Annotated in this window: 13 protein-coding genes; 4 read left to right on the plus strand and 9 right to left on the minus strand. The window is 63.2% G+C overall.

Annotated elements, in window-relative coordinates:
• The first annotated feature begins 5 nt into the window (after nucleotides 1–5).
• Entirely contained in the window at nucleotides 6–842 is an 837-nt protein-coding gene (locus tag ELX51_RS16805) for an SAM-dependent methyltransferase (protein ID WP_127754577.1), read from the plus strand.
• Nucleotides 843–904: 62 nt separating this feature from the next.
• On the opposite strand, the gene ELX51_RS16810 is transcribed toward ELX51_RS16805, so the two are convergent.
• From ELX51_RS16810 to ELX51_RS16830, 5 genes are all read right to left on the minus strand, one after another.
• Entirely contained in the window at nucleotides 905–1,489 is a 585-nt protein-coding gene (locus tag ELX51_RS16810; RefSeq protein ID WP_127754578.1) for a CarD family transcriptional regulator, read from the minus strand.
• A gap of 313 nt (nucleotides 1,490–1,802) precedes the next feature.
• Nucleotides 1,803–2,141, minus strand: coding sequence for a ferredoxin FdxA (fdxA, locus tag ELX51_RS16815; RefSeq protein ID WP_127755351.1), 339 nt, complete (start codon nucleotides 2,139–2,141; stop codon nucleotides 1,803–1,805).
• Between the two features lie 148 nt (nucleotides 2,142–2,289).
• Nucleotides 2,290–2,700, minus strand: a complete 411-nt coding sequence (locus ELX51_RS16820; RefSeq protein ID WP_248305163.1) for an RNA-binding S4 domain-containing protein — start codon at nucleotides 2,698–2,700, stop codon at nucleotides 2,290–2,292.
• Nucleotides 2,701–2,703: 3 nt separating this feature from the next.
• Nucleotides 2,704–5,781 (minus strand): helicase-related protein, encoded by a 3,078-nt coding sequence (locus ELX51_RS16825; protein ID WP_127754579.1) that lies wholly within the window; start codon nucleotides 5,779–5,781, stop codon nucleotides 2,704–2,706.
• 1,332 nt (nucleotides 5,782–7,113) lie between these two features.
• Nucleotides 7,114–7,911, minus strand: coding sequence for a DUF3108 domain-containing protein (locus tag ELX51_RS16830; protein ID WP_127754580.1), 798 nt, complete (start codon nucleotides 7,909–7,911; stop codon nucleotides 7,114–7,116).
• Between the two features lie 229 nt (nucleotides 7,912–8,140).
• Here ELX51_RS16830 and rpmB point away from each other — a divergent pair, with 229 nt between their 5' ends.
• The gene (gene rpmB, locus ELX51_RS16835; RefSeq protein ID WP_127754581.1) at nucleotides 8,141–8,428 is read left to right on the plus strand and encodes a 50S ribosomal protein L28; all 288 of its coding nucleotides are present in this window, start codon (nucleotides 8,141–8,143) and stop codon (nucleotides 8,426–8,428) included.
• Nucleotides 8,429–8,785: 357 nt separating this feature from the next.
• Complete coding sequence (locus ELX51_RS16840; RefSeq protein WP_127754582.1) at nucleotides 8,786–9,421, plus strand: VUT family protein; 636 nt, start codon at nucleotides 8,786–8,788, stop codon at nucleotides 9,419–9,421.
• 214 nt (nucleotides 9,422–9,635) lie between these two features.
• On the opposite strand, the gene ELX51_RS16845 is transcribed toward ELX51_RS16840, so the two are convergent.
• The 4 genes from ELX51_RS16845 to ELX51_RS16860 all read right to left on the minus strand — a co-directional run bounded on the left by ELX51_RS16845 (nucleotide 9,636) and on the right by ELX51_RS16860 (nucleotide 14,407).
• Nucleotides 9,636–10,631 carry an esterase-like activity of phytase family protein gene (locus ELX51_RS16845; protein ID WP_127754583.1) on the minus strand — a complete coding sequence of 332 codons (996 nt, stop codon included), beginning with the start codon at nucleotides 10,629–10,631 and terminating at the stop codon, nucleotides 9,636–9,638.
• Nucleotides 10,628–12,517 (minus strand): cobaltochelatase subunit CobT, encoded by a 1,890-nt coding sequence (gene cobT, locus ELX51_RS16850; protein WP_127754584.1) that lies wholly within the window; start codon nucleotides 12,515–12,517, stop codon nucleotides 10,628–10,630. The genes ELX51_RS16845 and cobT overlap by 4 nt, the downstream gene beginning before the upstream one ends.
• 184 nt (nucleotides 12,518–12,701) lie before the next feature.
• A complete protein-coding gene (gene cobS, locus ELX51_RS16855) occupies nucleotides 12,702–13,685 on the minus strand; it encodes a cobaltochelatase subunit CobS (RefSeq protein ID WP_127754585.1) in 984 nt (327 codons plus the stop codon).
• A 92-nt stretch (nucleotides 13,686–13,777) separates the two neighbouring features.
• Nucleotides 13,778–14,407, minus strand: a complete 630-nt coding sequence (locus tag ELX51_RS16860) for a DnaJ domain-containing protein (RefSeq protein ID WP_127754586.1) — start codon at nucleotides 14,405–14,407, stop codon at nucleotides 13,778–13,780.
• Nucleotides 14,408–14,451: 44 nt separating this feature from the next.
• Here ELX51_RS16860 and ELX51_RS16865 point away from each other — a divergent pair, with 44 nt between their 5' ends.
• A complete protein-coding gene (locus ELX51_RS16865) occupies nucleotides 14,452–14,730 on the plus strand; it encodes a BolA family protein (protein WP_127755353.1) in 279 nt (92 codons plus the stop codon).
• The last annotated feature ends 47 nt before the right edge of the window (nucleotides 14,731–14,777 follow it).

Genomic DNA, 14,777 nt, shown 5'->3' on the forward strand with positions numbered 1-14,777 from the left:
CCTCCATGCAAGCGCCTCCGCAGATTTTTGACCCAGGGCTGATCCGTCTGCATCTGGATCGCCGGAACAGCACCGAACCGGACTTCGTCACCACTTTGGTTCTGGGTGACCTGGAGGATCGCCTGGCGACACTGCTGCGCCCGTTCAGCCGGGCCCTCATCATCGGTCCAGATCCTGGCAAGCTCCCAGCGTTCGGGCAAAGCGGGCATGGCAGTTTTTCCTTCCAGCGCTTGCCTGCTTTCACATCAGTCGGAGAGTTGCCCGAAATAGAGGGGGACAACTACGACCTGATCGTTTCACTGCTGCATCTGCAATGCGTCAACGACGTGCCCGGCTATCTCGCGCGCCTGCGGGCCAAGCTGGCGCCCGATGGCTTGCTGCTGGCTGCCGCGCTGGGCGGGGAAACCCTGACCGAGTTGCGCGAAGCCTTTTTGTCGGCTGACGCCAGCGTGCAGGGCGGCGCCTCTGCCCGAGTAGCGCCGTTCGTCCAGGTGCGTGATGCCGGAGCATTGTTGCAGCGGGCCGGGCTGGCCTTGCCCGTCGCCGATGTGGAAACCCACATTGTGCGCTACCCCCATGCCTTGGCCCTGATGGCCGAGCTCAAGAGCCTTGGTGCCAGCAACCCCCTTGCCGATCGCTCCCGCCTGCCCGCCACCAGAACCCTTTTGGCTGCAGCGGCCGAAGCTTATGCCAGCCGTGATGCCGACCCGGACGGCCGGATCCGGGCGACGCTTGAAATCATCTGGCTTTCCGGTTGGGCTCCGCACGCGTCCCAGCAACAGCCGCTCAAACCCGGCAGTGCGACGACCAAGCTCCGCGACGTCCTCGCTGGGGGAAAATAGCTGCCTAAACAAAAAAGGGCCGGCGCTGGCGCCGACCCTTTCAACTCCAACGCTGCGGCGGATTACGCGGCAGCTTCCTCGTCGCTCGCGTCGGCCGCGTCGCCTGCATCAGCAGCGTCGGCCTTAGTGCGCTTGGGCGACTTGGCAAGATTCTTTTCGATCAGCTGCACCGCTTCGGTCAGTGTCAGGCGGTTCACCGCACTGATTTCACGGCTCATGCGATCCATGGCCTGTTCAAACAGCTGGCGTTCCGAATAGCTCTGCTCGGGCTGTTCTTCGGAGCGATACAGGTCGCGCACCACTTCGGAAATGGCGATCAGATCACCCGAATTGATCTTGGCTTCATATTCCTGGGCGCGACGCGACCACATGGTGCGCTTGACACGGGCCCGGCCGGTAACGGTATGAAGGGCCTGATTGACCATGTCCTCTTCGGCCAGCTTGCGCATGCCGACGGACTTGATCTTAGCTACGGGAACGCGCAAGGTAAGCTTGTCCTGCTCGAAGCTGATGACGAACAACTCGAGAGTGAGACCAGCAACTTCTTGTTCTTCGATCGACACGATCATGCCGACGCCATGTGCGGGATAAACGACATACTCGCCGGTCTTGAACCCCAGCCGCTGCTGTGACTTCTTGGCTACCATATGGTGGAACTCCTTGTTGACGCCCCAGTGGACAGTTCCCGGCGGGAAGGACCGTCCACATTAACTCTGCTTGCCCGCGGCGCAGGCGCTGCGGCAGTCGAGCTCCACGATCGTTCCGGTCCGCTTTGCCGGAACGCCATGCCTCTAGCGATGTAGCCAGAAGTCGTGCCCTCGGGCACGGTTGAAGATGAGCTCAACTGCAGACAAGCAACACCCTAGCACAAAAATTCGGCAAAATCAAAAAGAACGAATCAGTGCGGCAACTAAGCCGCATTGCTTTGCCGATTACCATGTGGCCGAGGGTTGGGGACCGTCAGTCGCCTTCGCCAGGCGCTTCGGAAAAGTACTTCTCGAACTTGTTAGCTTCCCCGTCATGCTGCTTGGCATCCGCAGGCGGATCGCGGCGTTCCGAGAGGTTCGGCCAGATTGCAGAGAATTTGGTGTTGATCTCAAGCCAGGCGTCCAGACCACTTTCAGTGTCCGGCTTGATGGCTTCTGCGGGACATTCCGGCTCGCACACGCCGCAATCAATGCACTCGTCGGGATGGATGACGAGCATGTTCTCGCCCTCGTAGAAGCAGTCCACCGGACACACTTCGACGCAGTCGGTATATTTGCACTTAATGCAGTTGTCAGTGACGATATAGGTCATGGAGGCGGGCTTTTCGGAGCGGACACAAGGGTCAACGGAGATCGCCGGCAGGCGTTGCGCCGGTGCTAAACGCTTTTTCCCCACATCGCAAGGTTGGAGGAGAGCAGCCAATTGCCGCTTCCTGGGTGAGCGCGCAAAGCTGTTCCTTTTATTCGTCGGGGTCCTCGATCAGCCGATCGGTATCGCGACGTTCTTTCTTGGTGGGTCGCCCCGAGCCGGCCACCCGCTCTCCCACCGCCCGCTCGAAGGGCGATAGTGCCTCCCGCGGCAACGGGGGAGGCGACAGGTCTTGGTAAAGCTCTGCAGCTTCGCTGGCCGGTCCCCGCCGCTCACCCACATCAAGAATCTTCCAGATCACGATGCGGCCATGCAGGGTCATGGTCAAAACGTCACCCACGCCCACCCGGTGATCACTGCTCAAGGTGCGCTCGGAATTGACCCGCACGGCGCCCGCCTCGATAGTTTTCTGCGCGAGGGTGCGCGACTTAAGGGCGCGCGCAAAAAACAGGAACTTATCGAGCCGCTCCTTGCGGACGGCTGGCTCGATCGGCCCCGCCAAGCGCTAGTCCTTCTTGTTGCGCAACGCCGCCAGCGCTGCGAAGGGACTGTCGGGATCAAAGGCAACTTCGCGCTTTTCGCGCACGGGCTTGTCAACGCGTGGCGCATCGCTGCGCGGCTTGTCGAAGCGCCTGCCTTCGGGTTTTGGCTTGAGATGCTGGGCCTTGGACAAGTCCTGCACTTCGCCCGCTGGACGACGCTTGGACAGATCCTGGACTTCCCCTTCGGGGCGGCGTCGGGACGGTTGACGCTGACGATCCTGACGTGGCCGGCTCTCCGCTTCCCCACCTTCGGCACCACCGCGGCGGCCACCTTGCTGGCGGCGATTGTCGGGGCGCTTGCCGCCGGGGAACCAGACTTCATCCCATTCAGGCTCGGCAGGAGCGGCATTTTCGGTGTTTGCAGCTTCAGCGATGGGGGCGGCAATTTCGTCGCCCACCGGTGCCGTGGCCTCGATGATGGTGGTATCAGGAATGTCGAGCGCCAGGGGCTCGGGCACGAGCTCAACGGCAGGTTCGGACGACTCCCCGCTAGGTTCCACTTCGCTGGGATTGTCGGCCAGTGTCTGCTCGAGGGCCGGCGCTTCCGCGCTGGCCTCGGCTGGCGTTGCGCTTTCCGTAGCCGCTGCTTCTGGAGCCGCGACCGGCTTGAGCGTCCGGCGCAGGCGATAACCAAGCGACTGCAGGATCGAGGCAAAGTCCTCGCCCGAACAACCCAGCAGCGAGGTCATTTCGACGGTCACGCGGAAGCCATTGCCTTCCGCCGCGCCGACAGGAACTTCACCCTGGTAATGGCCGGGGGCGATCGCGATCAACGGGCGGATGATGTCGGCAAGCCGCTCGAGGATGTCGATACGAACTGCGCGCTTGCCCGCGACCTTGAAACCCGCAACCTCGTACAGGCGCGTATCGACTTCCGGATCCACCAGGAACGAGGTGCGTCCCGACAGCACGATATGCGGGATGTCCGAAACGCCCGGCTGCCTAACGCCGCCATGCTTGAGCGCATAAAGGATCAGCGCCAGCTCCCGTGGAGCAGGCTTTAGCGAAAGCGGCAGGTAAAGGTGATAAGCACCAAACTTGATGCCCAGCTTGCGCAGCTTGCCGCGCACGTCCTGGTCCAGCCCCTTGACCTCGTCGCTTACGGCGGAGCGGGGCAGGATGCCGAGATTTTCGAACAGCTGGAAGGCAATGCCGCGGGCGGCGCCTTCGAGATCGGCGGGCGCTTCAAGCGCCATTACGCCTTCAAGCACGGTATTGATGTGGTGACGCAGCCAAAGGTTGAGCCGATCCTGCACGCGCTCGAGATCGGGGCCGGTCAGTGTTTCATCGGCCAGCAGCAGGATGCGGGGGCGCAGCAGGCTGTCGCCTTGGAGCAATTCGGCGACTAGATCGCCCTTCCAGCGCAGCCGGCCATCCGTGGCCAGCACGATTTCCTCGTTTGGCGCGCCCGCAAGCCGATCGGCACGATTACGAATTTCGGGCGCCACGGCGTGATCCGCCGCGGCGCGCAGGCCCTTGGCGTCAACATCCCCGTCATTGCGCGCCAGGGTAAAGCGGAAGCCTTCCAGGGTGCCGATCAGGTGGCCTTCAAGGCGCACTTCGCCTCGGTCATTGATCTCGGGAGATACCATGCGTTTGTCTTTCAGATGGCGGAGCAGCACGCTAGTGCGGCGGTCGACGAACCGCTGGGTCAAACGCTCATGGAGAGCGTCGCTCAGCCGATCTTCGATATCACGGGTCTTTTCGCGCCAATGAGCCGGGTCTGCAAGCCAGTTTTTGCGGTTCGCGACAAAGGTCCAGGTTCGGATCTGCTTGATGCGGTTGGAAAGCGTGTCAATATCGCCGCTCGCATTGTCGCAAAACCGGACCTGTTCGGCCAGCCAATCGGCGTTGACGGCACCGCGGCGCATCAGGTCCGAATAGATCCGCGTGACGATTTCCCCATGCGCCGCCGGAGAAATCCCTTGGTAATCCGGGATTTGGCAGCACTCCCACAGCAGCCGGGCCCCATCGAGCCCTCGCGCCAGCTGCCCCGCCTCGTTGCGCGCGACGAACTCAAGCGCATGCTGGTCGGTGGCTACCGGTACCCGGGTGAGGCTGCGGTGCTCGGGGGCCATTTCGAGGCTATCCCGGAGCGCGGCGATCGATGAGAAATCCAGCCGATTGTTGCGCCATTGCAGCACTTTGATCGGGTCGAAGTCGTGCGTTTCGAGCGCAACGATCATTTCCTCCTCAAATGGCTCGGTGCCGCCGGTGACGCCGAAGGTGCCATTGCGGGCGTGGCGACCGGCCCGGCCGGCGATCTGGCCGAGCTCGGCGGCGGTCAGCGGACGGCTTTGGTGGCCGTCGAATTTGGTGTCGTCGGCAAAGGCGACGTGGTGGATGTCGAGGTTGAGGCCCATGCCGATGGCATCGGTGGCGACCAGAAAATCCACATCGCCATTCTGGTACATGTCGACCTGGGCGTTGCGGGTGCGCGGGGACAGCGCCCCCATCACCACCGCGGCACCACCCCGCTCGCGCCGGATCAATTCGGCAATGGCGTAAACCTGGCGGGCCGAGAAGGCGACGATGGCCGAGCGCGTCGGCTGGCGCGAGATTTTCTTGGAGCCGGCATAGGTCAGCTGGGAAAAGCGCGGCCGATCGATGATCTCGGCATTGGGCAAGAGCTTGCGGATCACCGGGGCCATGGTGGCGGCGCCCAGCAGCAGCGTTTCGTGCGTGCCCCGGGCATTGAGGATGCGATCGGTGAACACATGGCCGCGGTCGAAGTCGATGGCGGTCTGGATTTCGTCGATGGCAACACAATCCACCCGGATATCGGTGGGCATGGCCTCGACGGTGCAAACCCAGAAGCGCGGCTTGGCGGGAACGATGCGCTCCTCGCCGGTGACCAGCGCCACGGCCTGCACGCCGACGCGCTCGACGACACGCGTATACACCTCCCGCGCGAGCAAGCGCAGGGGCAGGCCAATCATCCCGGTGGGATGGGCCAGCATGCGTTCGATGGCGAAATAGGTCTTGCCCGTATTGGTGGGGCCGAGAATCGCTTTGAGCGAGGAGGAGGATGAAAAGCTCATTGCCCTGCTATGTAGGGTCTCGCATCGGCGGTTGCGAGGGGTGGGCGCGTGTCCCAATCGGGGACAGGATCGGGCGCGGTTCTAGCCTAGTTTTCGGCTTTCGAACAGTGCGGGAACGAACGGGGCCCGAATCGGCGCGAATGGGGGAATGCGGGTTTGTTCCACACCAGAGCTGGTGGGGATAACTTATCGGGACCCACAAGTGAGATCGGCGGCGGCGCCCAAGTTGCCACAAAGCGTACACAAAGATGAACCGATTATGAACGTGTCCTGAACTGGGGCGGAAGTGAACTGCTCGTTAAGCTCGACCGGGCGGAAAAACTTATCCCCGTAACTATTGAACAGGCGCATTCTGGGCCGTGTGAAAGCCGGCGTTAAGCCTTGGCGCCATTGACTGTCCCAAATCGGGACGGCGTGAGGCAAGGTGCTTGGGGAGATGGAATGTTGGAGAACAATCGGCGGGTGGAAAATCGGCGCTGTCCCGATCTGGGACGTTTCGGCGGGGTTTGGACTGGCGGCGCAAGGTGTGAACCATAGCGTGAACGAACAGGGGGAGAATCGCAGAAATGGCGCGAATCCCGGTTTGTTCACCCCAAGCTATAGACGCTCGGGGATGGCGGGGCACAAGAGTGCGTTGGTACCGGCGAAAAGGATGCTGAATGGCCCAAAAGCGGTTCACCAGTGCTGCTGAGGGGTTAACGGGCTGCAGGAATCGGGGAGTGTTGCGCGATCCTTGCTGCGGTTTTTTGCGGATCGGTAGTGATGTTTACCTTTGCGCCCAGTTAGGACAGGCCGGCGGGGAGCAGCTGTTAAGGAAAAAATCGTTGACCGTGCCAGGGCGGGACTGGGCGGCAGGGTGAGATGGGCAAGGCTTGGTGAGGGTTCCACCACCTCCCCCGGGTCTAGAATCTCGTGGATGGACCCCGGCTCAAGGCCGGGGTTTACAATCTGGGGGTGTGGGAGAGCTGGTGGCTTGCCAGGGGCAGCTATACCAGCGGGAGGGGACTAGGGTCTGGGCCGTGCAGGGTGTGAGCGGTGGGGCTGCAGGGCTGGGAGGCGCGGCTTACGCGACTAACCGGTGCACTTGCCCCCCAGTCCGCCTAACTCGACGGTGTCGCTCCTGCTCTTGAGCCGGGATCCAGCTTGAGGTGGTGGTTTGTGCACGGTTGCTGTGGCCGCATTCCACGATCTAGCGGCGCAGTGGGGCATTTCGGGATGGGCCCCGGCTCAAGGCCGGGGTGACAGTGGGGGGCGGAAGGGTTGGTGCACCCATGCCACCGCCAGATGCTGGCTGGCCCGCGTGAGTGGCAGCGGTGGTCCCGTTGCGTTGGCTTAGAAGCGCATGCCGGTGAGGACCATGGAGAGGTCGCCCATATTGGTGCCGAGCAGCACGCGATAAGGGATGAAATAGCCGGTGGCGCCCAAGGGGGCGTACCAGATGACGATGCGGCCGTTCTCGGCGAGATAATTGGTGATCTCGGAGGTGGTGAAATGGCCCGAGATAGGAATATAGCGCACGCTGCAGAGCACGACCGGCCCTTGATAGCCGGTACGCGGGGAGGTTGCTTCGTCGGTGCCAGCCGGGGTCATCGCAATATCGAAGCGCTCGACGCCGGTGAAAATGCCGGTACGTCGCTGGCACAGGCTTTTGTCGAGTGTGCCGCCCTTGATCACAAAGGCGGAGAGGAAATCGCCCACGCCGCCGAGATGGCTGCGCTCGATCGGGATACGATCATAGTTGTCCACGATGGCCGGGTTGACCTTGAACGCGGCGACAGCGCCCCGCGCAAAGGAGACATCGACATTAAACAACTCGCCATTGGCCCGGGTCTCGAGCGCGAACTTGTCCGAGCTCAATTGCGGGCTTGTCGAGCGGCCGGCTGAACTGGCGGTGGCGGTCCCGCTGGCGACCAGCGAGCCCAGGCCCGCGACATTGGCCTTGAGATCAAGGCTGTAGCGGGCACCATCATCGAGCAGGTCGACATCCATCGCGGCGATATTGATGCCTCCCAGGGTCAGCACATAGCTGGCGCGGGCATCCACGGACTGCGACTGCGCCAGGGCGGGCATAGAGAGGACAGCAGACAGGCCAGCAACAACAAGGCCACGAGTGAAGCGAGACAGAAACACGCTGATTAACTCTCCAAGCAGGCATTGCGCCAGCAGCGCAGCGAATCAACACAGGAGTGCAAACTGCCGTGCCCGGGGATGAGGTGCAAGGCGCTCGCGCCGGGTTGAGCCGCGCTTGCCTTGACGCCGGGGGCCCTTTTCTCTAAAGAACCCGCAGATTTCCCGACAATCGAGGCCCGTTGCGGACTGTTCCGCCACGCAGGACCTTTACACAAACAGGATATATCAAATGGCACGTCGCTGTGAACTGACTGGCAAGGGCGTAATGACCGGAAACAATGTTTCCCACGCCCTTAACCGTACCCGCCGCCGCTTTCTCCCCAATCTGCTCAATGTGACGCTGCTGTCCGAAGCACTGGGTCGCCCGGTCAAGCTGCGCATCTGCGCTGCAGCCCTGCGCACCGTCGAGCACCGCGGTGGGCTGGATGCATTCCTGCTCAAGCAGGCCGATGCCGATCTGTCGCCGCTGGCGCTGGGCATCAAGAAGGAAATCCGCGCGAGCCTCGCGGCCGCCTGAGCTTTCGAGCCGAACTGAATTTTTGAACCGCGTCGGGTAAACCCGGCGCGGTTTTTTGTTTTCTTTGACTTTTGTTCTGCCGGGTCCCTTGCAGCCGTGAGGCTGGGCCGGCGTGGCCAAGTGCGCGATGCGCACCTCCCCCTTGACGGGGAGGATGGGTGGGGGTGCGAGAGGCACCGTAACGGGGCCAGCCGCCCCCCTCCCTTGATCCCTCCCCGCGAGGGGGAGGGTGTCGACTGCGATAACCGGTGCAAATCAAGCTCGACTGTTTTTCGGGGTGGCACCGCGGGCTCGGAGGAGGTAGACAGCGCCCTGCCCCGGTCTGTTGCCGGTCAGCGGTTTTTTGAGGTGCATTCCATGCGTGCTCGTTTCTTGGCGGCTGTGGCCGCCATGGTGGCGGTTGTCGCCGCGTCCAATATCCTTGTGCAATATCCCGTCGGGTTCGAGATCGGCTCGGTCAATCTGGGCGATATCCTGACCTGGGGTGCATTCACCTATCCAGTGGCGTTCCTGGTCACCGACCTCACCAACCGCGCCTTTGGCCCGGCCAGGGCGCGGGTTGCGGTGGTCGCCGGCTTTGCAGTGGCGGTGATCCTCTCGATCTATCTTGCCACGCCACGCATCGCCATTGCTTCGGGCACGGCGTTCCTGCTGGCACAGTTTCTCGACATTTCCATTTTCGATCGCCTGCGCAATGGCGCCTGGTGGCAGGCGCCCATTTTCTCCTCGTTGGTGAGTTCGGCACTCGACACGATGATCTTTTTCACCCTGGCGATGAGCCCGGCCTTTGCCGTGCTCGACACGATGTTTGGCCGCGAAGACGGCTCGCTGGGCTTCGGGGCACCGCTGCTCGGCGTCGGGACCGAAGTGCCGCTCTGGGTGTCGCTGGGCCTCGGGGACTTTTTGGTCAAGCTCATCCTCGCGCTGCTGCTGCTCGCGCCCTACAAGACGCTGCGCGGTTGGCTGGCCGGGCGGAGCACGGCGCTGGCTTAAGATACGCACCCGCCGACGGGCAGGGCACCAAGACATCCTCCCCACAGCTGTCAGCCCGGCCTTGAGCCGGGATCCATCCTGAGGTGGCGGGGCGAACACGACCAGCTGGCGGCGGGGGAGAAATCTCGAGATGGGCCCCGGCTCAAGGCCGGGGTGACACCGGGGGTGGGGTGGCGTTGGTGCCCATTTGGGCGAACGCCGGGCGAAGGCCCGCCTATTCGGGCACGCCGAATTCCAGCAGCAGGGTGCGCTGCCAGTCGTTGAAATTGTTGTCTGAGCCGATGAGGATGCGGGTTTCCCCGTCTGGGGCAGTGTGGACAGCAAGGGCTTCCATGTTGTCGATGGTGCCTCCGCTCGCTTCGAGGATCACTTCACCCTGCATGACGCTGCCCGGGCGCACCAGTTCGGCCGGGATGCGGCGCAGGCCCATGGTGAAGGCGATAAAGGCAATCCCGCGCTCGAGCACCAGAAGGTCGCCATTAGGCAGAAAGGCACAATCGGTGGGCACGCGGCCGGGGCTGGGCACCAGCGAAAGCGAACCCTTGTCGGTTTGCCCCAAAAGCTCGGCGCGGTGATTGCCCGCCTCATCCATGATGGCTTCGGTGATGAGGAGCGTCGAGCCGGCCACGGGTGACGATGTGGGCGCGATGCACACCGATTCCAGCGTTTCATTGGACCGGTTATCGCTGAGCCACGGGGGAATGGTGACTTCCCGCGCCGGCCCATCAGGAATGCCATCGGTGAGGGCGAAATCGGCGACGCGGGTCAGGTGTTCAAAACTGACGCGCACCGCCACCGGCACGCCGTCGCGATGCACGGTTTCGACCGATTCCGCATCCCGGGCATACTGGCGGGGGAGCGGCGCGCCGCTGGAATTTTGCATCGGCGCAACCTGCACACCGAGCAGGCCGAGCAGGCGATTGTGGTCGTCATAGGCGAGCTGGCCCGACACGAACTGGCCGCGATCGGACACAAACACAACACGGTGATCGGGGCTGGTGAAGGTCACGCCAGACAGGCCGCCGAAATCGTCGTGCTGGCTAACAAGGGCAATGCCGCCCCGCCAGATCAGCTTGCCAGCAGGCTGGTCGAGTGCGGAATTGCCGAACTGGGCGATCTGCACCGCCCCCACTGTGGTGGATTCCGCGGCCTGGCCCGGTGAGCAGGCCAGCAGCAGCGGGCCAAGCAGCAGTGCCAGGCCTGCCCTCAACCCCGGCCCCGGCGGCGGGTTTGGGTGGGCAGTTCCTCGTCAAACAGCGCCGCGAGCTCATCGGTCAGCGCACCGGCGAGTTCCTCGGCATCGAGCAAGGTGACGGCCCGGCGATAATAGCGGGTCACGTCATGGCCGATGCCCACGGCAACGAGTTGGATGGGCGAGCGCGTTTCGATATCCTCGATCACCTGGCGCAGATGGGCTTCGAGGTAATTGCCGGCATTGACCGACTGGGTGCTGTCATCCACCGGCGCGCCATCGGAAATGACCATGAGGATGCGCCGCGCTTCCGGGCGGGCCATCAGGCGCTTGCGCGCCCATTCGAGCGCCTCGCCATCGATGTTTTCCTTGAGCAGGCCCTCGCGCATCATCAGCCCGAGATTGCGCCGGGCATGGCGCCAGGGCTCGTCGGCGGCCTTGTAGATGATGTGCCGGATGTCATTAACGCGGCCCGGATTGGCGGGACGACCGGCTTCCAGCCAGGCTTCGCGCGACTTGCCGCCCTTCCAGGCGCGGGTGGTGAACCCCAGGATCTCGACCTTGACGCCGCAGCGCTCGAGCGTGCGCGCGAGAATGTCGCCGCAGATAGCGGCGATGGTGATCGGCCGGCCGCGCATGGAGCCGGAATTATCGATGAGGAGGGTGACCACCGTGTCGCGGAAATCGGTGTCGTTCTCGACCTTGAAGCTCAGCGCCTGCATGGGATCGGTGACGACGCGGGTGAGGCGGGCGGTATCGAGCACGCCTTCCTCAAGGTCGAACTGCCAGGAGCGATTCTGCTTGGCCATGAGGCGGCGCTGCAGCTTGTTGGCGAGGCGCGCGACGGCACCGGCGAGGTTTTCGAGCTGCTTGTCGAGAAGGGCACGCAGTTGGTCGAGCTCGTCGGGCGGGCAGAGTTCGGCCGCCTTGACGATCTCGTCATATTTGGTGGTGAAGACCTTGTAGTTGAACTGATTGGTCAGCTGGGTGCCGGCGTCCTTGCCGGGGGGCGGCATGGGGGCGTCCTCGCCGGCCTGGGCGGCAGCGTCCTCGTCGACATCGGCCATATCCGATTCAAGGCCCTCAACATCGCCGGTTTCTTCCGATTCTCCGGCAGCCTCTTCCTGCTGGCTGTCGGTCTGCTCGTTTTCGCCTTCGCCCTGTTCGGGCGATTCATCGGAACCCTGGGCCTGGTCGGGCTGGCCCTCGTCCTCGCCGCTCTCGTCCGCGTCGCTGGGGTCTTCCACTTCGCTTTCGGGCACGAGATTGAGGTCGCGCAGCAGCGCCTTGGCGGCCTTGCCGAACTCGTTCTGGTCCTCAAAGCGGGTGAGGAGCGTCGCGAGCGAAGTGCCGGCCTTGCTTTCGATTTCGCTGCGCCACAGATCGACCAGCGCATGGCCCGAGGGTGGCACGGGCACGCCGGCGAGCTTTTCGCGCAGCAAGAGGCCCAGGGCCTCGGCAATGGGGGCATCGTCGCGGGCGGTGACTTCGGCGAAATTGGCGCGGAACAGGCGGTCCTCGAGCATTTCCCCGATATTGCCGACCATGCCGGGCATGCGCACGCAGCCCAGCGCCTCGACGCGCGCCTGCTCGAGCGCATCAAAGGCGGCGCGGGCCTGCGGGTCCATGGGGGAGCGCTTGCGGTGCGCTTCGGGATCGTGGCTCGCGAGCCGCATCGCCATGGCATCGCCCTGCCCGCGGGCAATGGCAATGTCGCGCCGGGTCGGCAGACGGGGCAGATTGGCGAGGCGCGCCTTGTCGGCCGTCAGCAGCGGGCGGTCGGCGGTGAAGGTGACCTCAAGATCGCTCTTGCCCCCGATGGCGCGCACAGTGGCGCCCATGGCCGTCTTGAAGGCCAGGGTTTGATCGGGCTTGTTGGCTTTGCTGCGGGGCGATTGTGCCATGCTGGTTGCTCGTGGGTTACGGCTGGCGCGGTCGTGTTTGCCACCAAGGTCTGGATTCGGCGCCCTTCCCTAGCCGGCGGGAGGGTGGGGGTGGTTCGGCGATCACCGATGGACCCCCACCCCCCCTCCCCTCAAGGGGGAGGGGAGCAATCACGGACCCGACGGCAGCCGTCCGGCAGAAAAATCAGGCCGTTACGGCCAGGTTCGCGGAGCTTTCGGGCAGGTCTTCGCCAAAGACGCGCTGGTAGAACTCGGCGACCACGGGGCGTTCGAGTTCGTCGCATTTGTTGAGGAAGGTGAGGCGGAAGGCAAAGCCGACATCGCCGCCGAAGATCTGGGTGTTTTCGGCCCAGGTGATGACGGTGCGCGGGCTCATCACGGTGCTGAGGTCGCCATTGATGAAGGCCTGGCGGGTGAGGTCGGCCAAGCGCACCATGTTGGACACGAGCTTCTTGCCGCGATCATTTTCGGCATAGGTTTTGTTCTTGGCCAGAACAATGCCGACTTCCTTGTCATGGGGCAGGTAGTTGAGCGTCGTCACAAGGCTCCAGCGGTCCATCTGGCCCTGATTGATCTGCTGGGTGCCGTGGTACAGACCCGAAGTGTCGCCCAGACCAATGGTGTTGGTGGTCGCAAACAAGCGGAATGCCGGATGGGGCACGATCACGCGGTTCTGATCGAGCAGGGTGAGGCGGCCCGCGACTTCCAGCACGCGCTGGATCACGAACATCACATCGGGGCGACCGGCGTCATATTCGTCGAACACGAGAGCGACATTGTTCTGCACCGCCCAGGGGAGGATGCCGTCGCGGAATTCGGTGATCTGCTTGCCGTCCTTGAGCACGATCGCGTCCTTGCCGACGAGATCGATACGCGAAACGTGGCTATCGAGATTGACGCGCACCAGCGGCCAGTTGAGGCGGGCCGCGACCTGCTCGATATGGGTGGATTTGCCCGTGCCGTGATAGCCCTGCACCATGACGCGGCGATTAAAGGCAAAGCCGGCCAGGATCGCGAGCGTGGTGTTGCGGTCAAACAGGTAATCGGGATCGACCGGCGGCACATGCTCGGTGCGCTGAGCGTAACCGGGCACGGTCAGGTCGGTGTCGATGCCGAAAAGATCCCGGGCCTGGTATTGGGTGTCCGGCAGGTTGGTGAATTCACTCATGGCGGGCTCTTGGGCAGATGGAACGGCAAAGGAAGGATGCGGCGGCTCTATAGCAGCATTGTGCCCGAGGCGGTAGCCCGAGCCACGGCGAACTACTTGGCGACGAACCCCGATTTCTTGAGATGGGAATAGGCCGCGATAATGGTGCGCAGCCGCTCTTCGGAGGACTTGTCGCCGCCATTGGCATCGGGGTGGTGGATCTTGACCAGGGTCTTGTAGGCCCGCTTGATTTCTTCGGATTTGGGCGGACCGATGATCCCGAGGGTTTCAAGGGCGCGCTTGTCCAGCTCATTGGTCGGCTTGACCCGCTCGGCCGCCGGGGTTTGGGCCTGGCGGTGGCGATAACGGGCAAAGACGCCAAAGGGGTCGCCATATTTGTCGCCGGGGCGGATGCCGGCCGCGCTGGCAGCGCGCGATCCGCGCACACCGGGCTGGCCGGTGGCAAAGCTCGAGCGGCTTTCCGCCTTGGGCGGGGTATGGAGCGCTTCTTCCAGCGCGTCCTTTTCCATGCCGGCAAAAAAGTTGAAGGCCGTGTTGTAGTGACGGACATGCTGCAGGCAGAAATGGTGGTACTGCCCTTCAGCACCATGGCCCTTGGGGGCCTTGTGGGTGCCGGGTTCCTCGCAGCCTTCCCAATCGCAGAGCTGGGCCACGGGTTCGGGCTTGGCTTCGCGACGCGGCCGGATGCGGATGGGGTCGAAGAGCTTGGATTGCGATTTCATTGCGCCTAGTTACTTTGCTTCAAACCAATGGAAACCTCAGCCCGATGTCCTTTAAAGACACCATAACAGCCAAGCTTACCGACCGCTTTTCACCCGAATTCCTCGAAGTGATCGACGAATCCAACAAGCATCGCGGTCATGCCGGTTGGCTGGAGGGGGGTGAAACCCATTTTCGTGTCAGAATCGCGACCCGGCAGTTTGACGGGAAGCCTCGCGTGGCGCAACACCGCGCCGTTATGGAAGCGCTGGATGCCGAGCTCAAGAGCCGGGTCCATGCGCTGGCCATCGAAGTGCTGCCCAGTGATGGAAATCACAAGGGCTAGCATTGTAGCGGGAGGACCCTCCATATGGAAAGGGTTCTTGCGTTTTG

This window comes from Devosia sp. 1566 (assembly GCF_004005995.1).
Lineage (GTDB): Bacteria > Pseudomonadota > Alphaproteobacteria > Rhizobiales > Devosiaceae > Devosia.